Source organism: Catellatospora bangladeshensis, from assembly GCF_016862575.1.
Lineage (GTDB): Bacteria > Actinomycetota > Actinomycetes > Mycobacteriales > Micromonosporaceae > Catellatospora > Catellatospora bangladeshensis.
Genome location: NZ_BONF01000027.1, coordinates 95407 through 112633 on the forward strand (window position 1 = coordinate 95407; position 17227 = coordinate 112633).

A 17227-nucleotide genomic window follows, 5' to 3' on the forward strand; every position below is an offset into this window, starting at 1 on the left:
CTGCCCCTGGGGTACCCGGTACGGATCACTTGAAACCTCCCGAGATCCGCGAACCAGGCATAACACGTGAATAGGCATCAACCGGCTGGTATGGTCCATCGCCAGAAGAACTCCCCGGCACGGAGAGGCCCATGACCCCGCTCGACAACCCCCGCGGCCTGCCCGGCATCCCCGCCCCGCGCCGCCGCCGTCGCCTGCCGGTGTGGGCGGTGCTCACCCTCGGCGTGGTGGTGCTGGTGCTCGGCCTCGGCTTCGGCGGCGCCATCGTCACCCAGTCGTACCTGCACAGCCTCGCCGGCTCGGTGGAGACGGGCGCGGTGCTGACGGGCCCGGCGAAGAAGGAGCCGACGGTCGAGGGCAGGACCCTGCGCGGCCCGATCGACATCCTGCTGCTGGGCCTGGACACCCGCGAGGGCTGGGCCGAGGGCAGCGGCCGGGCGGACTCGATCATCGTGCTGCACGTGCCGTCCGGCCACGACCGCGCGTACCTCATGTCGATCCCGCGCGACGCGCTGGTGTACATCCCGCCGTACGCGCCGGCCGCCTTCGGCGGGGCCCGGAACCGGGCCAACGCGGCGTACGCCTACGGCTCGCGCAACGGCCAGGGCTGGCAGGGCGGGGCCGCGCTGACCGCGAACATGGTGCACGAGCTGACCGGCCTGAAGTTCGACGGCGTCGCCGTGATCGACTTCGACGCGTTCCGCAACGTGATCGAGAAGCTGGGCGGCGTGCACATGTGCGTCGACCACGAGACCCGCTCCGACCACTACATCGTGGTGGACGGCAAGCCGCAGTACGCGTACGGCAAGCGCACCGGGGTGTTCCTGCCCAACAGCTTCGTGCACCACGTCGGCTGCCGGGACATGGCCGGCTGGGAGGCGCTGGACTACGCCCGCCAGCGCAAGTCTGGCCCGTACGGCGACTACGACCGGCAGCGCCACCAGCAGCAGCTGCTCAAGGCGATCGCGGACAAGGCCACCTCGGCCGGCGTCATCACCAACCCGATCAAGGTGAACGACCTGATCAAAGCGGCGGGCGGCACCCTGAAGCTGGACACCGGGCACGCGAAGCTCTTCGACTACCTGTGGACGCTGCGCGACCTGGCCACCGCCGACCTGGTCATGCTCAAGACCAACAACGGCATGTACAACCGCGCGAAGGTGAAGGGCACCCAGGCGCTCAGCCCGCAGACGCTGCTGATGTTCCAGGCCGCCGGGGCGGGGACGCTGGACGAGTACGTGGCGGCCCACCCCGAGTCCGTCATCGGCGACGCCGCCGACACGGTGGCGGCCCTCGGCGCGAGCCCGGCCCCGGGCGGCGCACCGGCTCCGGACGAGACGGCGCTGGACGAGACCGAGACCAGCGGGATCGAACCGGACCGGGCGGCCCCGGGCGCGGACCCCGGGCAGGCCGATCGCGGCGCGGTGACCCGCCGCCGCTGACCCGGCTCGGTCAGGGCTGCGAGGCGCTGCGCTCGGCCGCCCGCACCGCCAGCTCCACCCGCGAGGTGACCTGGAGCTTGGCGAGGATGCTCGACACGTGCGACTGCACGGTGCGCCGGGACAGGAACAATTGCGCGGCGATATCGGGGTTGGACAGGCCCTCGGCGACCAGCGCGGCGACCCGCTGCTCGGTCTCGGTCAGCGCCTCCCAGCCGTGTTTGGGCCGCTTGCGCGGGCCGCGTACGCCGCGGCGCACCCCGGCCTGGCGCAGCCGTGCCTCGGCGCGCGCGATGTCGGCGGCGGCCTCCAATCGGCCGTAGATCTCCAGTGCCCGGTCCAGCGCCTGGCGGGCCTGCGCGGGCCGCTCGCGCCGGGCGAGCACCTCGGCCGCGTTCTCGTAGGCGCCGGCCTCGTACAGCGGCCAGCCCGCCCGCTGGAAGTCGGCGGCGGCGGCCAGCAGCAGATCCGCGTCGCCGTCGGCCAGCCCGCGGCACAGCCGCGCGGTGGCCACCATGCTGGGCCGCAGGTGCGCCGCCGGGAGCGCGTCGATGTCGTCGGCCAGCGCCCGCGCCCGCTCCGGCCTGCCCGCGGCCACCGCCAGCCGGGCCAGGTCCGTGCAGACCCGGTAGACCAGCGGGCGCGGCTCCAGCCCGTGCGCCCGTTCCCAGGCCGGGGCGAGCAGCTCGTACGCCGCCGCCGGGCCCTGCTGGCTCTCCAGGGTCAGCGCGCGGGCCCAGCGGCTGGAATGGTGCGCGTATCCGGCGTCGCCCTCGGCGGCCGGCGCAGCGCCGCCCCGGTGGACGGCGATCAGGTCGGCGATGCCGCGCAGGCGCACCGCGCTGCCGAGCAGGTCCGGGCTGTCCAGGCCGATCTCGCACTCGATCAGCGCGTCGTCCCAGCGCCCGGACAGGTACAGCAGCCGGGCCCGCAGCGTGTGCGCGATCGGCAGGTACGCCCCGCCGGTGTCACGGTTGGCGGCGATCGCCGTGGCCAGCGCGCGATCGGCGTCGGGCAGCCGGTCCAGCTCCATCAGGCACAGCCCGCGCAGCGTGTACGGATCCACCTGAAGGTCCGGCTGTACGCCCTCGGCCAGCGCGGCGATCGCCCGGTCGTCGGCGTCCATCGCCCGCTCCAGGTCGCCGTCGACCACGTACGTCAGTGCCAGGGCGAAGTCGCCGATGCCGGCGGTGCGCGCGTCGCCGGTCGCCTCGCCCAGCTCGACGGCGCGCAGCGCGGCCGTGCGCGCCTCGTCGAAGCGGCCCAGGAAGCACAGGCACACCGCGGCGAAGCCGTGGAACCGGCCGCGCTCGACCTCGGTGAGCGGCGCCCGCTCCAGCGCGTCGCCGATGGCGGCCAGCGACTCGCGCAGCCGCCCGCGCCGGTAGCAGGCCTGCACCAGCAGCCAGTACAGCGCGCCCTCCTGGGCCGGGTCGCCGCCCTCGGCCAGCGCCACCCGGGCCAGCCGCTCGGCGTCGGCGTGCAGGCCCTGCCACAGCAGGGCCCGGATAAGCTGCAGCCGCAGCCGGGGCCGCGCGGCGTCCGGCGCCGTGTCCAGCGCGCGCCGCAGCAGCGTCACCGCCTGGGCGGGGGCCCGTACGGTCAGCGTGTCCGCCGTCTCGGTGAGCCAGTCGGTCATCCGGGCGTCGAGGGCGTCCCCGGCCAGCAGGTGCTCGGCGACGCGCTCGACACCGACCCGCTCCCCGCCCGGGTCCACCCGGCGCAGCGCCCGCTGGTGCAGCGCGGCCCGCACGGTCGGCGGGACGCGCGCGATCAGCGCCTCCCGGATCAGCGGCTGGCGGAACTCCAGCCGGGTGCCGGTGTCGGTGAGCACGCCCGCCTCGACCGCCGCGACGGCCACCTCGGACAGCTCCGACACCGGCCGGTCCAGCACCTCCGCCAGCTCCATCAGGTCGACGGTGCGGCCGAAGACGGCGGCGGTCTGCAGCGTGTCGCGTACGGCCGGGGCCAGGAAGCCCAGGCGTTGCACGATCAGCTCGGCCAGCGGCGGCGGAACCCAGCCCTCGGCCAGCTCGTCGGTGTCCCAGACCAGCTCGACCCGGCCGCCGTCGCGCGCGAGCGCACCCTTCTCGGCCAGCTCGGCCAGCAGCTCCGTGACGTACATCGGGTTGCCGCCGGCGGTGGCCACGAGCTGCGCCAGCCGCGGCCCGGGTGCGGCGGCGAGCAGGTCGCGGGCCAGCGCGAGCACGTCGTCCGGGGCCAGTGGCGCGAGTTCCAGCAGCCGGCCGCCCCGGGACACCAGGCTGCGTTCGAGCGCGTCCACCACGTCGGCCCGGGGCGCGGCCCGGGTCGCCACGACCAGCAGCAGCGGCTGGTGCTCGATGCCGCGGCCGAGCCGGTGCAGCACCACGACGCTCTGCCGGTCGGCCCACTGGGCGTCGTCGAGCAGCACCGCCACCGGCCCCCGGGCGAACCACTCGTCGAACAGGTCGAGGATCGCCTCGGTGAGCACGAACTCGTGATTGGCCGCGGACAGGCTCTGCGCGAACGCCTCCTCACCGCGCAGCAGACCCGAGACGCGGACCAGGTCGGGGTCGGTGGTGGCCGCGCCGATGCCCAGGCAGGCGGCGATCGCCGCGAACGGCAGCCGCTGCTCCAGGTCCTCTGCGGTGCCGCGCAGCACCCGCATGCCCAGCGCGGCGCAGTCCGCGGCCAGGTGGTCGAGCAGGGTGGTCTTGCCGATGCCCGGCTCGCCTTCCACCAGCACGGCGGTGCCGTGCCCGGCGACGGCCCGGCGCGCGAGCGTGCGCAGCCGGTCCGTCTCGCCCTGGCGTCCCACGTAAACCGGCGTGACCGGCCCCATGTGCTGAGCGTAATGACCCGGACGTGCCGGGAAGTCCGGATGGTCGGCGTCGGAAACTTTCGTGGCCGTCGCACATCTTGTATAGAACCTTCGCCGCTGATACTTTGTCCGGATCACGACCAGTGAAGAAGGTGGATATGCGAATCTCCGCACGGATCGCGGTGCCGCTCGCCGTCCTGGGCGTGCTCGCCACCGCGAGCCCCGCCCAGGCGGTCGTCGTGCCCCGGCACGCCGTCAACATCTGCCAGACCGCGAGCTTCTACGACAACTACGACTCCGCCTCCGGCCCGTACGGGCTCAAGCGCGTGCTGGAGTACGGCAACAAGGTCGGGCACACCCCCGGCGCGCACCCCGTCTACAACGGCTGGGCGGCGACCTTCGACTTCGGCCCCAACGACTGGGGCTACATGCGCATCGAGTGCATCGGAGGCTACGACTCATGGTGAGCACGCTGACGCGCACCGCCGTCGCCGCCCTGACCGCGCTCGCGCTGCTGGTCACGGCCGCCCCGGCGCAGGCCGCGAACGGCACGATCGGGGTCCGGGAGACCGTCTGCGCGGAGTCGCTGTTCGTGCGGACCGAGCCGCTCGGCGCCTGGATGGGCACCCTCTACGCGGGACAGACGTTCCTGGTCAAGGGGCCGCGCAGCGGCGGCTACGTCTACGGCTTCGCCTACGGCCACGTCAACCGCAACGGCTGGGTGCAGGACGGCTGGTTCTGCTGAGCCGCATCTCTACTTCGCCGCCTCCCGGCGCGGCGTGGCCCGCAGCTCGGCCGCGCCGCGCAGGAACTCGTCGTACGCCGGCAGCGGCCGGATCAGCGGCGCCAACGCGGCTGCGGAGCGGTCCAGCGTGATCACCTCGCCCGGCTCGCAGCGGGTCACCACGGCCCGCTCCGGGTCCACCTCCCAGACGTCCTGCCCGGCCAGCCGGCCGCGCGTGTCGTAGAGCCAGGAGCTCTCCTCGGGCGCGGTGTAGCGGTACATCGCGCCCGGGTCGTCCACGGCGACGCCGTGCCGGGCGAGCACCGTGCCGGGGGCGAAGCGGTGCACGTACGCCGTGGACGCGACGAAGTTGTCGGCCACCGCGATCTGCTCGCCCTCGCGCCAGGTCACGCAGCAGCCGGTGGCCGCCCAGTCCTGATAGAGCCGGGCCACCGGCCCGCGGCCCGTGCCGCTGCTCGCGCCGCCGAGGATGCGCAGGTGGTAGCTCGGCTCCTCGATCATCTCGGTGGGGACGAACAGCTCCTCGTGCCGGCCCGCGGCCTCCAGCAGGCGCTGCCGGGCGTACGTCATCAGCAGGAACCGGTGCCGGGGCTGCACCGTGGTGGCGAGCAGCCGCTCCACCGCCTCGTTCAGCCGCGTCACGTCGATCTGCGGGACCGCCATGTGATCGAGGGTAGATGCCGCGTACGCACGATATGCGCAGATCTCTCTTTCCGCACCGGCGCTCCCGGCGGTGGCTAGGCTACTGCTTGTCGGGCGCGGGGCGCCCGCCCGCGTGCGTGGCCGTGAACGACGGAAGGCGGTCCCCTGATGACAGTCCTCGGCGACACGGCGCTGGCCGGTCTGCGGGCCGGCTTCGCCGGCACGGTGCTCACGCCGGAGGACCCGGCGTACGCCGACGCGCGCACCCTGTTCAACTCGATGATCACCAAGCGGCCGAGCGTGATCGCGCAGTGCGCGGGCGCCGCCGACGTGTCACGGGCCGTGGCCTTCGGCCGCGAGCAGGGGCTGGAGATCGCCGTACGCGGCGGCGGCCACGGCGTGGCGGGCAGCGCGCTCACCGACGGCGGTCTCGTCATCGACCTGCGCCGGATGAACGCGGTCACCGTCGACCCGGCCCGGCGCACCGCCCGCGTGGGCGGCGGCGCCGTCATGCGCGACCTCGACCGGGCCACCCAGCCGTTCGACCTCGCCACCACCGGCGGGCGGGTGTCCACCACCGGCGTCGGCGGGTTCACCCTCGGCGGCGGCTCCGGCTGGCTGGAGCGCAAGTTCGGCCTGGCCTGCGACAACCTGCTGGCCGCCGAGGTCGTCACCGCCGACGGCAACACCGTGGTGTGCAGCGAGGAGAGCCACCCGGACCTGTTCTGGGCGCTGCACGGCGGCGGTGGCAACTTCGGCGTGGTCACCTCGCTCACGCTGCGCCTGCATCCGCTGCCCACGGCGAGCGTGGCCCTGCTGCTGTGGCGGCCCGAGGCCGGGCCCGACGTGGTCCGGGCGTACCGCGACTTCATGGAGAACGCGCCCGAGGAGGTCGGCGGCGGGGTCATCTACCTCACCGGCCCGGCCGAGCCGTTCACCCCGCCGCACCTGGTGAACCAGCTGGCCTGCGCGATGCTCGTGACCTACGCCGGGGAGCTGTCGGCCGCGCGCAGGGTCATCGGGCCGCTGCTGGCGCTGGGGCACGAGGGCGAGCTGATCGCCGAGGTGCCCTACGCCGAGCTGCAGAGCATGTTCGACGACCCGCCCGGCTACCGCAACTACTGGTCCGCCGAGCACCTCGACGAGCTGCCCGACAAGGCGGTCGACCTGTTCTGCGCCCGGGCGGAGGACATGGTCTGCCCGTCGCCGTCGCAGCACGTGCTCTTCCCGTACGGCGGCGCGGTCGCCTCCGGCCCGGCCGGCTACCCCGTGCCCTGGCGCCGTGCCCCCTGGGTGGTGCACCCGCTGGGCCTATGGACCGACGCGGCCGACGACGCCCGCGCGATCCGCTGGGCCCGCGACACCCGCGCCGACATGAAGCCGTGGTCCACCGGCGCGGTCTACAGCAACTTCATCGGCCAGGAGGGCCAGGAGCGCGTGGTGGCCGGCTACGGCCTGGAGAACTACCGCCGCCTGGCCCGCATCAAGGCCGTCTACGACCCCGACAACACCTTCCACCTCAACCCCAACATCCGCCCCTCGCGCTGACCCGCTCGTGCCCGCGGGGTTGCAGTTTCGGGGAAACTGCACGCCTCGGCGGCGCGTCGCGCGCAGTTTCCCCGAAACTGAAGGCGCGGCGCGGTGAGGCGCCTTGACGGACCCGTGCGGCACCATGTCGGAGTGACCGCGTTGACCTCACCCCCGGCGGCGCCCGGCCCGCGCCCGCCCGCCGACGGCGCCCGACCGCCCGGCGTGGTGCTGGACGCGGTGCTGGAGCGCATCACGTACGCCAACGAGGAGACCGGCTACACGATCGCCCGCGTCGCCACCGAGAAGTCGGGAAACGACCTGCTCACCGTGGTCGGCTCGCTGCTCGGTGCGCAACCGGGGGAGAGCCTGCGGATGACCGGCCGGTGGACCTCGCACCCGCGCTACGGCCGCCAGTTCGAGGTGTGGAACTACACCACCGTGCTGCCCGCCACCATCGTCGGCATCGAGCGCTACCTCGGCTCGGGCCTGGTCAAGGGCATCGGCCCGAAGCTCGCCGAGCGCATCGTGGCCCACTTCGGCACCGACACCCTGCGCGTCATCGAGGACGAGCCGCAGCGCCTGATCGAGGTGCCGAAACTGGGCCCGAAGCGCACCAAGCTGATCGCCGCCGCCTGGCTGGAGCAGCAGGCCATCAAGGAAGTCATGATCTTCCTCCAGGGCGTCGGCGTGTCCACCTCGCTGGCCGTGCGCATCTACAAGCAGTACGCCGACACCTCCATCCAGGTGGTCAAGGAGGAGCCCTACCGCCTGGCCGCCGACGTGTGGGGCATCGGCTTCCGCACCGCCGACACGATCGCCCGCGCGGTCGGCATCGCGTACGACAGCCCGCAGCGCGTCAAGGCCGGCCTGCAGTACACCCTCAGCGAGGCGGCCGACGGCGGCCACTGCTACCTGCCCGCGCCGAACCTGGTCACCGACGCCGCGAAGATCCTCGCGGTGACCGACAAGGAGGGGCACGACCTGGCCGTGCCCACGGCGCTGGTCGAGCAGTGCCTGCGCGAGCTGGCCGACGACGAGGGTGTGGTGCGCGAGGAGGTGCCCGGCGCGGACGGCCCGGTGCCCGCCGTCTACCTGGTGCCGTTCCACCGCGCCGAGCGCGGCCTCGCGGGCAGCCTGCTGTCCCTGCTCAACACCGGCCGCGACCGGATGCCCGCGTTCGGCTCGGTCGACTGGGACAGGGCGCAGGCCTGGCTGAAGACCCGCACCGGCCACGAGCTGGCCCCCGAGCAGGAGCAGGCGGTGCGGCTCGCGCTGACCGAGAAGGTCGCGGTGCTCACCGGCGGTCCGGGCTGCGGCAAGAGCTTCACCGTACGCTCGATCGTCGAGCTGGCCCGCGCCAAGCGCGCCAAGATCGTGCTCGCCGCGCCGACGGGCCGGGCCGCCAAGCGGCTCGCCGAACTGACCGGCCACGAGGCCACCACCGTGCACCGGCTGCTGAAACTCCAGCCGGGCGGGGATCCGTCGTACGACCGGGACAACCCGCTCGACGCGGACCTGGTGGTCGTCGACGAGGCCTCCATGCTCGACCTGATCCTGGCCAACAAGCTGGTCAAGGCGGTCGCGCCCGGCGCGCACCTGCTGCTGGTCGGCGACGTGGACCAGCTGCCCTCGGTCGGCGCGGGGGAGGTGCTGCGCGACCTGCTCAACGCGGACGTCATCCCCCGGGTCCGGCTCACCCGGATCTTCCGGCAGGCGCAGGAGTCCGGCGTCGTGGTCAACGCCCACCGCATCAACGCGGGGCAGTTCCCGCAGCTCAAGGGCTTCCCCGACTTCTTCTTCTTCGAGTGCGAGGACAGCGAGGCGACCGCGCCGCTCGTCGTCGACCTGGTCAGCAAGCGCATCCCGAAGAAGTTCGGCTTCGACGCCCGGCGCGACATCCAGGTGCTCACCCCGATGCACCGCGGCCCGGCCGGCGCGGGCAACCTCAACCAGCTCCTCCAGGAGGCGCTGACCCCGGCGGTCGAGGGCCGCCCCGAGCGCCGCTACGGCGGCCGGGTCTACCGGGTCGGCGACAAGGTCACCCAGATCCGCAACAACTACGACAAGGGCACGGCCGGGGTGTTCAACGGCACGGTCGGCGTGGTGACCGGCATGCAGCCCGACGACCACAAACTCATCGTGCGCACCGACGAGGACGAGGACGTCGAGTACGCCTTCGACGAGCTGGACGAGCTGGTGCACGCGTACGCCATCAGCATCCACCGCTCGCAGGGCTCGGAGTATCCGGCCGTGGTCGTGCCGCTCACCACCAGCGCCTGGATGATGCTCCAGCGCAACCTGCTCTACACCGCCGTCACCCGCGCCAAGAAGCTCGTCGTCCTGGCCGGCTCCACCCGCGCCCTCGCCGTCGCCGTCCGCACCCTGGGCGCCGGCCGCCGCCACACCGCCCTCGACCACCGCCTCCTCCCGCCCTCGCCCGATTGATCATCCGACTTGCCTGGCATTCGGGCGTATCTTGAGCGCGCATTCGCCCATCTGCCAGGCAAGTCGAGCGATCTTGAGGCGGGGCGGCGCGGCCCCGCGGGGGCGGGCCGGGGTGTGGGGGTACGCCGAGGGCGAACGGGTGTGCGAATCCGGGGTGGGGTCGGTGATGCTTGCGCGCATGCGGATGCTCGTACTCGGTGGCACGGTGTTTCTCGGGCGTGCGGTGGCCGCCCATGCTCTGGCGGCGGGACATGACGTGACCTGCGTCGCCCGCGGCGTGTCCGGCGGGGTGCCCGAGGGCGCCCGGCTGGTCACGGCCGACCGCGACGCCCCCGACGGCCTGGCCGGGCTCGACGGTCCCTTCGACGCGGTGATCGACGTCGCCCGGCGGCCCAGCCACGTCCGCCACGCGGTGTCCGCGCTGCGCGACCGCGCCGCGCACTGGGTGTACGTGTCCAGCTGCTCCGTCTATGCCGACCAGGGCACCCCGGGCCAGCGGGCGGCCGACGCGCCGCTGCTCGACCCGCTGCCGCTGGAGACCGACGACGCCACCGGCCCGAACTACGGCCCCGCCAAGGTCGCCTGCGAGAAGGCCCTGGTGGACGGGGTCGGCGCAGACCGGGCCATGCTGTGCCGGGCCGGGCTGATCGTCGGCCCGGAGGACACCACGAACCGGTTCGACTACTGGGTCTCCCGGCTCGCCGACGGCGGCGAGATCCTCGCGCCGGGCTCGCCGGACGACCTCGTGCAGTGGGTGGACGTGCGCGATCTCGCCGCGTGGCTGGTGCAGGCCGCCGAGCGGCGCCTGGCGGGCCCGTACGACGGCATCGGCGCGCCGGTCACCCGGGCGGAGTTCTTCGCGGGCGTCGCCGCGGGGGTCGGGGTCACCCCCGAGCTGACCTGGGTCGACCAGGACTTCCTCGCGGTCGAGGGGGTCGAGCCGTGGATGGGCGAGCGCTCGCTGCCGATGTGGCTGCCGCTGCCCGAGTACGCGGGGTTCATGGCCAGGGACGTCTCCGGTGCGCTCGCCGCCGGCCTGAGCCCCCGCCCGCTGGCCGACACCGCCCGGGACACGCTCGCCTGGCTGGCCACGGCCCCCGAGCGCAAGCCCTGGGCCGGCATCACCCGCGCCGACGAGTCCGCCCTGCTCGCCCACTGGCACGACGCCCACGGCGGCTCCTGACCCACACCTCCCGCATACCCCCGCCGCGCCCCGCCCGCGACCCCACCGGGTCGGAGGGTCAGTTTCGGGGAAACTGCAGCCGGCCGCGGCCGGGATGCCGCAGTTTCCCCGAAAGTGCAAGCGGGGAGGGCCCCGGGCGTGGGTCAGCGGGGGCGGGCCTCGCGCTGGGGTTTGGTGCGCTGCCAGGCGTCGAAGGGGTCGTGGGACTGGGCGATGGAGATCTTGCCGACGGGGACGGTCCAGGTGTGCTGCGGATCCTCGAAGAGGTCGTACAGCTCGACCTGGGGGAAGCCGGCCGCGGCGGCCTCGTGCCGGTCGACGGCGTAGATGATGCGCCCGATGTCCGCCCACAGCGCCGCGGTCAGGCACATCGGGCACGGCTCGCAGGAGGAGACGAGCACCGCGCCCGGCAGCCGGAAGTGCAGCGCCTGGCGGCACGCGGCGCGGATGGCGACGATCTCGGAGTGCGCGGTGGGGTCCAGGTCGCGGATGACCCGGTTCACGCCGCGGCCGATCACCTCGCCGCCCTTGACGATGATCGAGGCGAACGGTCCCCCGCCGCCGGTCTCCACGTTCGAGACGGCGAACTTCACCGCGAGGGCAAGCCAGCGTTCGGCTTCCTCGCCTGACATGTCCACGCTGGCCATGGGCTCCGTCGCCACGGATCCAGGGTAAGCCGCGGGCGGCGCCGGGGCGGGTGCTCTGGCCGACATCCCTCCCGCATTCGGTAGAAAAGATGGCAAGTCCAGGCAAAACGCGGGACGGACCGTGATTCTCCCCTCAGCGGTGGAGAGGGCATATGCCGCCGTCAAGTGCTTACCCTGAAACTTAACTTTGGTAAGAGAAGCTCCCGAAAAAGCGAGGGAAGTCGTGGCGGATGTGAACCTGGAAACCCCGGGTGGACACCTCTCCCTGGAAGTGCAGCCGGCCGTCGAGGGCTCGTCAGGGCTCGATATCGGCAAGGTGCTGAAGGAGACCGGGTACGTCACGTACGACCCCGGCTTCGTCAACACGGCGGCGTGCACCTCGGCGATCACGTACATCGACGGTGACGAGGGCATCCTCCGATACCGCGGGTACCCGATCGAGCAGCTGGCCGAGCACTCCACGTTCCTGGAGGTCTCGTACCTGCTCATGTACGGCGAGCTGCCCACCGCCGCGCAGCTCGAAGAGTTCACCGGGCGGGTGCGCCTGCACACGCTGCTGCACGAGGACATGAAGCGGTTCTTCGAGGGCTTCCCGCGCGACGCCCACCCGATGGCCGTGCTGTCCGCCGCGGTGAGCGCGCTGGGCACCTTCTACCAGGACAGCCAGGACCCGTTCGACAACGAGCAGGTCGAGATCTCCACCGTGCGCATGCTGGCCAAGCTGCCCACCATCGCGTCGTACGCGTACAAGAAGTCCATCGGCCAGCCGATGCTCTACCCGGACAACAACCTCGGGTACGTCGAGAACTTCCTGCGCATGACGTTCGGCGTGCCGGCCACCGACTACGAGGTGGACCCGGTCTTCGCCAAGGCGCTGGACCTGCTGCTCATCCTGCACGCCGACCACGAGCAGAACTGCTCCACCTCGACCGTGCGCCTGGTCGGCTCGGCCCAGGCCAGCCTGTTCGCCTCGGTCTCCTCCGGCGTGAACGCGCTGTCCGGCCCGCTGCACGGCGGCGCCAACGAGGCCGTGCTGTCGATGCTGGAGCGCATCCGCGCCGAGGGCGGCGACGTCGCGGCGTTCGTCCGCAAGGTCAAGGACCGCGAGGACGGCGTACGCCTGATGGGCTTCGGCCACCGGGTCTACAAGAACTACGACCCGCGCGCCGCGATCGTGAAGAACATGGCCCAGGACGTGCTCGGCCGCATGGCCAAGCCGGACCCGCTGCTCGACCTCGCCATGCAGCTCGAGGAGATCGCGCTGGCCGACGACTTCTTCGTCTCCCGCAAGCTCTACCCGAACGTGGACTTCTACACCGGCCTCATCTACAAGGCCATGGGCTTCCCCACCAAGATGTTCACGGTCCTGTTCGCCCTGGGCCGCCTGCCCGGCTGGATCGCCCAGTGGCGCGAGATGATGAGCGACCCCGCCACCAAGATCGGCCGCCCGCGCCAGGTCTACACCGGCGCCCCCGAGCGCAACTTCATCCCGGTCACCGACCGCTGACCACCCGCACCACCTCGGCAGGGCGCCCCCGCACTCGCGGGCGCGCCCTGCTCTTCTGTGTTGATCATGAACTTATGGGCGGGTTCGACGGCGTGTCACTGCCCTAACTTCATGATCAACGCAGCGGAAGCGGGGCGGGGGACGGGCGGCGGGTGGTAGTTGTGGGGGATGGGTGGGATCGTGTCGCCGGGGTTCCGGGGGCGGCGGGGGGCTGAGGGCGGTGGCGTGAAGCTGCCGCCGGGGCAGTATCTGACCGAGGACTTTCCGGTGCTGACGGCGGGGCCGACGCCTCGGGTGCCGACGGACACGTGGGAGTTCGTCGTGGTCACCGAGGCGGGGGAGAAGCACCGGTGGAGCTGGGCGGAGCTGATGGCGCTGCCCAGCGAGCAGCCGACCGTCGACCTGCACTGCGTCACCAAGTGGTCGAAGCTGGGGACCAGCTGGCAGGGCGTCAGCCTGGACGTGCTGCTCGACGGGGTGGACACGGCGGCCGACTACGTGATGGTCCACTCGTACGGCGGGTACACCACGAACCTGCCGTTCGAGGACCTGCGCAACGGGCAGGCGTGGATCGCGTACAGGTTCGACGGCGAGGATCTGCATCCGGAGCACGGTGGCCCGGCCCGGCTGCTGGTGCCGCACCTCTACCTGTGGAAGTCGGCCAAGTGGGTGCGCGGCCTGCGGCTGACCGACGAGGACGAGCCGGGCTTCTGGGAGAGCGCCGGCTACCACGACTACGGTGACCCATGGCGCGAGCAGCGGTATCAGGGGGACTGAACCGGCGGCTGGCCTGGCACGCGGCCAGGCTGGCCGAGGTCGTCGAGGAGACGCCCAGCGCGCGCACGCTGGTGTTCGACGTGCCCGACTGGCCGGGGCACCTGCCGGGGCAGCACGTGGACGTGCGGCTGACCGCCGAGGACGGGTACAGCACCGAGCGCAGCTACTCGATCGCGACGCCCGCCGACGGCACGCGCGTGGCGCTGACCGTGCAGCGCGTCGACGACGGGGAGGTCTCGCCGTACCTCACCGAGACCCTGTCGCCCGGCGACGTGATCGAGCTGCGCGGGCCGGTGGGCGGCTGGTTCGTCTGGCGTTCGGCCGATCCGGCGCCGGTGCTGCTGATCGCGGGCGGCTCGGGCATCGTGCCGCTGATGGCGATGATCCGGGCGCGGCGGGAGGCGGGCAGCCGGGCGCTGTTCCGGCTGATCTACTCGGTGCGTACGCCGGAGGACCGCTTCTACGCCGACGAGCTGCGTACGCGGGCCCGCGACGACATGGGGCTGGACGTCGGCTACGTGTACACCCGGCAGGCGCCGGAGGGCTGGCCCACCGCGCCGCGGCGGCTGAGCGTGGCGGACGTGAACAACGGTGGCTGGCCGCCGGACTTCCAGCCGGCCTGTTTCGTGTGCGGACCGACCGCGTTCGTGGAGACGGTCGCCGACATCCTGGTGGCGCTGGGGCACGACCCGCGCCGCGTGAAGACCGAGCGTTTCGGGCCGACCGGGAGCTGACCATGGATCTCTTCTCCGACGAGTACACCGACGGCAACGCGCTGGCCGGGCCGCTGCGGGAGCTGTTCACCGTGGACATGACCAGCGCCGTGGGGCGCTGCGTGAGCTGCGGGGGCGAGGGCCCGGTGGCGGGCATGAAGGTGTACGCGCAGGCGCCCGGCCTCGTCGCACGCTGCCCGTCCTGCCAGGAGGTGCTGATGCGGCTGGTCCGGGGCCCGTCGGACGCCTGGCTGGACCTGCGCGGCACCATGTCGCTGCGCATCCCGATGCCCCCGGAGTAGCCGTTATCCGTACGTCATTACGGGTACATTGCGTGCTATGCCGATTTTGACCGATGACGACCTCGCCCTGCTCAACGAGGCCCAGCTCGCCCATGTCGCCGTGACGGAGTCCGACGGCTCGCCGCACGTGACCCCGGTGTGGATCGACACCGACGGGGAGCACATCCTCTTCAACACCGCCAAGGGCCGGGTGAAGTACAACGCCCTGGTCCGTGACCCGCGGGTGGGCATCTCCATCGTGGACAAGCACGACGACTACCGCACCCTGTGGGTGAAGGGCGACGTCGAGTTCGTCGAGGAGGGCGCCGACGCGCACATCGACAAGCTCGCCTACAAGTACCTCGGCAAGGAGTCCTACCCCTGGCGCAAGCCCGAGGAGGTCCGCGTGATCGTCAAAGTCACCCCCACCGCCAAGCTGTCCCAGTAAGGAAGGGCACCTTCTTAACGCTATGCGTAGAGGAAGGTGCCCTTCTTAACGCGCCTCGGCACCAGGTCTGCCCGGCCGCGCGGCCTGGGCGGCGTCGGCCCGGCCCGTCCGGGCGCATGATCGCTGTCTCGTGTCAAGATCTGCGGTTCTACCAGGCGAAGTGACACGAAACAGCGATCTTCGCGGCCTCCCGCCGGAGGACCGCCGACGCCGGGCGCGGCACCTGCCGGAAGAGGTGTTTCGGAGCCGGAGTGCTGCCGGATGGCCCGCAGGCGGCAATCAGACAGGCACCCATCAATGGACTGACGTGGTCCGAAGTCCCCGCAACAGACGCGGCAGTCGCGTCTGGCCCCTCGACCCGAGAGGACTGGGGAGGACCGACCATGAGACTCACCGTTCGCCGCAACCGCGTCGCCGCGGCGCTGGCCGCGTGCGTCGCGCTCGCCGGCGGCCTGTACGCGCTCGGCCCCGGCGCGGCCGGCGCGTCCAGCCACCGCGAGGCGCCCCTGATCGCGATGGACCCGGCCGTCGACGCGACCGACCTGTACGCCTTCGTCAGCCCCGACCGGCCCGGCTACGTCACCTTCGTGGCCAACTGGGTGCCGTTCCAGGAGCCCAACGGCGGCCCGAACTTCTACCCGTTCGCGACCGACGCCACGTACATGATCAATGTGGACAACGACGGCGACGCGAAGCCGGACGCCCGTTTCCGGTGGACCTTCAAGAACACCGACAAGCGCGGCAACGACACGTTCCTCTACAACAACGGGCCGGTGACCTCGCTCGACGACGATAACCTGCTGTTCCGGCAGACGTACACGCTGGAGTCGTCGTTCAACGGCGAGGGCTTCCGCACCCGCGCCACCAACGTGCCGGTGGCCCCGTCCCGGGTCGGCAACGCCTCGATGCCGGACTACGGCACGCTGCGCGACCAGGCGACGAAGAAGCTGCCCGGCGGCTGGCGCGTCTTCGCCGGCCAGGCGGACGACCCGTTCTTCCTGGACCTGCGGGTGTTCGACCTGCTCTACGGCGGTGACCTGAGCGAGACCGGGCAGGACACGCTCGCCGGGTACAACGTCAACAGCATCGTGCTGGAGGTGCCGTTCAAGGACGTGGCACTGCGCGGCGACGGGCAGCGCAACCCCGTGATCGGCGTGTGGACGACCACCGAGCGGCCGCGCGTACGCATCACCGGGCGCACCGGCGACCCGCGTACCGGCGACCGGGTCCAGGTCTCGCGCCTGGGCAACCCGCTGGTCAACGAGGTCGTGACGCCCGCCGGGCTCAAGGACGCGTTCAACGCGTCCAAGCCCGAGGGCGATGCGAAGATCCCGCAGCTGGTCAAGCGGGTCACCGAACCCGAGGTGCCCAAGCTGATCGAGGCGATCTACGGCATCCCCGCCCCGGCCACCCCGCGCAACGACCTCGTCGAGATCTTCCTGACCGGCATCACCACCAAGGCCGACGGGCCGATCGAGGCGGACCTCAACTCGCAGCTGAACAACGCCGACGTCGACCCGGCGCGGTTCCGCCCGGCGGAGATGCTGCGGCTGAACCTGTCCGTGCCGGTCACGGCCGACCCGAACCGGCTCGGCGTGCTCGGCGGCGACCTGCAGGGCTTCCCGAACGGGCGGCGGCTCACCGACGACGTCGTCGACATCGAGCTGCAGGCACTGGTCGGCGCCGCGCAGACCGGGCAGCTCGTCGACGCGCTGGCCACCGGCGACGGAGTCGACGCCAACGAGAACACGTTCGGCGACACGTTCCCGTACGTGGCCCTGCCCAACGCGGCGGGCGTCAACACGGTCGGCGGCGGCACGGGCGCGGACCCGGGGCCGCGTACGGCGGACGCCTCACCGGCCTCCGCCGCGACGGACGACCCGGGCATGTCCACCGGCGACATGATGACCGTCGTCGGCTCGTCCCTCGCGGGCGGCCTGGGCCTGCTCTTCTTCGCCGGCTGGTGGATGCGCCGCCGCAACCGCACCACCTGATGAAAGGAAGGGCACCTTCTTAACGCTTTGCGTAGTAGAAGGTGCCCTTCTTAACGCGTCGCGTTTGGGAAGG

General features: G+C 72.3%; 15 protein-coding genes. 12 read left to right on the plus strand and 3 right to left on the minus strand.

The genetic code is table 11. The annotated features are described in order from the left end of the window. The first annotated feature begins 131 nt into the window (after positions 1-131). Positions 132-1442 (plus strand): LCP family protein, encoded by a 1311-nt coding sequence (locus tag Cba03nite_RS22520; RefSeq protein WP_203749647.1) that lies wholly within the window; start codon positions 132-134, stop codon positions 1440-1442. A 10-nt stretch (positions 1443-1452) separates the two neighbouring features. Here Cba03nite_RS22520 and Cba03nite_RS22525 read toward each other — a convergent pair whose 3' ends face one another. Next, entirely contained in the window at positions 1453-4263 is a 2811-nt protein-coding gene (locus Cba03nite_RS22525) for an ATP-binding protein (protein WP_203749650.1), read from the minus strand. A 137-nt stretch (positions 4264-4400) separates the two neighbouring features. Between Cba03nite_RS22525 and Cba03nite_RS22530 the strand changes: the two genes are divergently transcribed. Next, a complete protein-coding gene (locus Cba03nite_RS22530) occupies positions 4401-4709 on the plus strand; it encodes a hypothetical protein (RefSeq protein WP_239125946.1) in 309 nt (102 codons plus the stop codon). Continuing rightward, complete coding sequence (locus Cba03nite_RS22535; RefSeq protein ID WP_203749656.1) at positions 4703-4987, plus strand: hypothetical protein; 285 nt, start codon at positions 4703-4705, stop codon at positions 4985-4987. Before Cba03nite_RS22530 ends, Cba03nite_RS22535 begins: the two co-directional genes overlap by 7 nt. A gap of 9 nt (positions 4988-4996) precedes the next feature. Here Cba03nite_RS22535 and Cba03nite_RS22540 read toward each other — a convergent pair whose 3' ends face one another. Beyond that, positions 4997-5650 carry a hypothetical protein gene (locus Cba03nite_RS22540; protein ID WP_203749659.1) on the minus strand — a complete coding sequence of 218 codons (654 nt, stop codon included), beginning with the start codon at positions 5648-5650 and terminating at the stop codon, positions 4997-4999. A gap of 147 nt (positions 5651-5797) precedes the next feature. On the opposite strand from Cba03nite_RS22540, the gene Cba03nite_RS22545 reads away from it, so the two are divergent. From Cba03nite_RS22545 to Cba03nite_RS22555, 3 genes are all read left to right on the plus strand, one after another. Then, positions 5798-7177, plus strand: a complete 1380-nt coding sequence (locus Cba03nite_RS22545; RefSeq protein WP_203749661.1) for an FAD-binding oxidoreductase — start codon at positions 5798-5800, stop codon at positions 7175-7177. Positions 7178-7381: 204 nt separating this feature from the next. Then, positions 7382-9604 carry an SF1B family DNA helicase RecD2 gene (recD2, locus tag Cba03nite_RS22550; RefSeq protein ID WP_239125955.1) on the plus strand — a complete coding sequence of 741 codons (2223 nt, stop codon included), beginning with the start codon at positions 7382-7384 and terminating at the stop codon, positions 9602-9604. 178 nt (positions 9605-9782) lie between these two features. Continuing rightward, the gene (locus Cba03nite_RS22555; RefSeq protein ID WP_203749663.1) at positions 9783-10787 is read left to right on the plus strand and encodes an NAD-dependent epimerase/dehydratase family protein; all 1005 of its coding nucleotides are present in this window, start codon (positions 9783-9785) and stop codon (positions 10785-10787) included. Positions 10788-10930: 143 nt separating this feature from the next. On the opposite strand, the gene Cba03nite_RS40390 is transcribed toward Cba03nite_RS22555, so the two are convergent. Further along, positions 10931-11449: a nucleoside deaminase gene (locus Cba03nite_RS40390; RefSeq protein ID WP_212839449.1), complete on the minus strand. Its 519-nt coding sequence runs from the start codon at positions 11447-11449 to the stop codon at positions 10931-10933. A 208-nt stretch (positions 11450-11657) separates the two neighbouring features. Between Cba03nite_RS40390 and Cba03nite_RS22565 the strand changes: the two genes are divergently transcribed. From Cba03nite_RS22565 to Cba03nite_RS22590, 6 genes are all read left to right on the plus strand, one after another. After that, positions 11658-12941, plus strand: coding sequence for a citrate synthase (locus tag Cba03nite_RS22565; RefSeq protein ID WP_203749665.1), 1284 nt, complete (start codon positions 11658-11660; stop codon positions 12939-12941). Between the two features lie 180 nt (positions 12942-13121). Next, positions 13122-13718, plus strand: coding sequence for a sulfite oxidase-like oxidoreductase (locus Cba03nite_RS22570; RefSeq protein WP_239125947.1), 597 nt, complete (start codon positions 13122-13124; stop codon positions 13716-13718). Then, positions 13688-14452 carry a ferredoxin reductase gene (locus tag Cba03nite_RS22575; protein ID WP_203749671.1) on the plus strand — a complete coding sequence of 255 codons (765 nt, stop codon included), beginning with the start codon at positions 13688-13690 and terminating at the stop codon, positions 14450-14452. Before Cba03nite_RS22570 ends, Cba03nite_RS22575 begins: the two co-directional genes overlap by 31 nt. Before the next feature lie 2 nt (positions 14453-14454). Beyond that, positions 14455-14733, plus strand: coding sequence for a DUF6510 family protein (locus tag Cba03nite_RS22580; protein WP_203749673.1), 279 nt, complete (start codon positions 14455-14457; stop codon positions 14731-14733). Between the two features lie 37 nt (positions 14734-14770). Further along, positions 14771-15160, plus strand: coding sequence for a PPOX class F420-dependent oxidoreductase (locus Cba03nite_RS22585; RefSeq protein WP_203749676.1), 390 nt, complete (start codon positions 14771-14773; stop codon positions 15158-15160). A gap of 383 nt (positions 15161-15543) precedes the next feature. Further along, the gene (locus Cba03nite_RS22590) at positions 15544-17154 is read left to right on the plus strand and encodes a DUF4331 domain-containing protein (RefSeq protein ID WP_203749678.1); all 1611 of its coding nucleotides are present in this window, start codon (positions 15544-15546) and stop codon (positions 17152-17154) included. Positions 17155-17227 lie beyond the last annotated feature (73 nt).

Bases quoted from the DNA above. Each gene is read 5' to 3' on its own strand.
- Cba03nite_RS22520 (WP_203749647.1), top strand. From the start codon at position 132: ATGACCCCGCTCGACAACCCCCGCGGCCTGCCCGGCATCCCCGCCCCG.
- Cba03nite_RS22525 (WP_203749650.1), bottom strand. From the start codon at position 4,263: ATGGGGCCGGTCACGCCGGTTTACGTGGGACGCCAGGGCGAGACGGAC.
- Cba03nite_RS22530 (WP_239125946.1), top strand. From the start codon at position 4,401: ATGCGAATCTCCGCACGGATCGCGGTGCCGCTCGCCGTCCTGGGCGTG.
- Cba03nite_RS22535 (WP_203749656.1), top strand. From the start codon at position 4,703: ATGGTGAGCACGCTGACGCGCACCGCCGTCGCCGCCCTGACCGCGCTC.
- Cba03nite_RS22540 (WP_203749659.1), bottom strand. From the start codon at position 5,650: ATGGCGGTCCCGCAGATCGACGTGACGCGGCTGAACGAGGCGGTGGAG.
- Cba03nite_RS22545 (WP_203749661.1), top strand. From the start codon at position 5,798: ATGACAGTCCTCGGCGACACGGCGCTGGCCGGTCTGCGGGCCGGCTTC.
- Cba03nite_RS22555 (WP_203749663.1), top strand. From the start codon at position 9,783: ATGCGGATGCTCGTACTCGGTGGCACGGTGTTTCTCGGGCGTGCGGTG.
- Cba03nite_RS22575 (WP_203749671.1), top strand. From the start codon at position 13,688: ATGGCGCGAGCAGCGGTATCAGGGGGACTGAACCGGCGGCTGGCCTGG.
- Cba03nite_RS22580 (WP_203749673.1), top strand. From the start codon at position 14,455: ATGGATCTCTTCTCCGACGAGTACACCGACGGCAACGCGCTGGCCGGG.
- Cba03nite_RS22585 (WP_203749676.1), top strand. From the start codon at position 14,771: ATGCCGATTTTGACCGATGACGACCTCGCCCTGCTCAACGAGGCCCAG.
- Cba03nite_RS22590 (WP_203749678.1), top strand. From the start codon at position 15,544: ATGAGACTCACCGTTCGCCGCAACCGCGTCGCCGCGGCGCTGGCCGCG.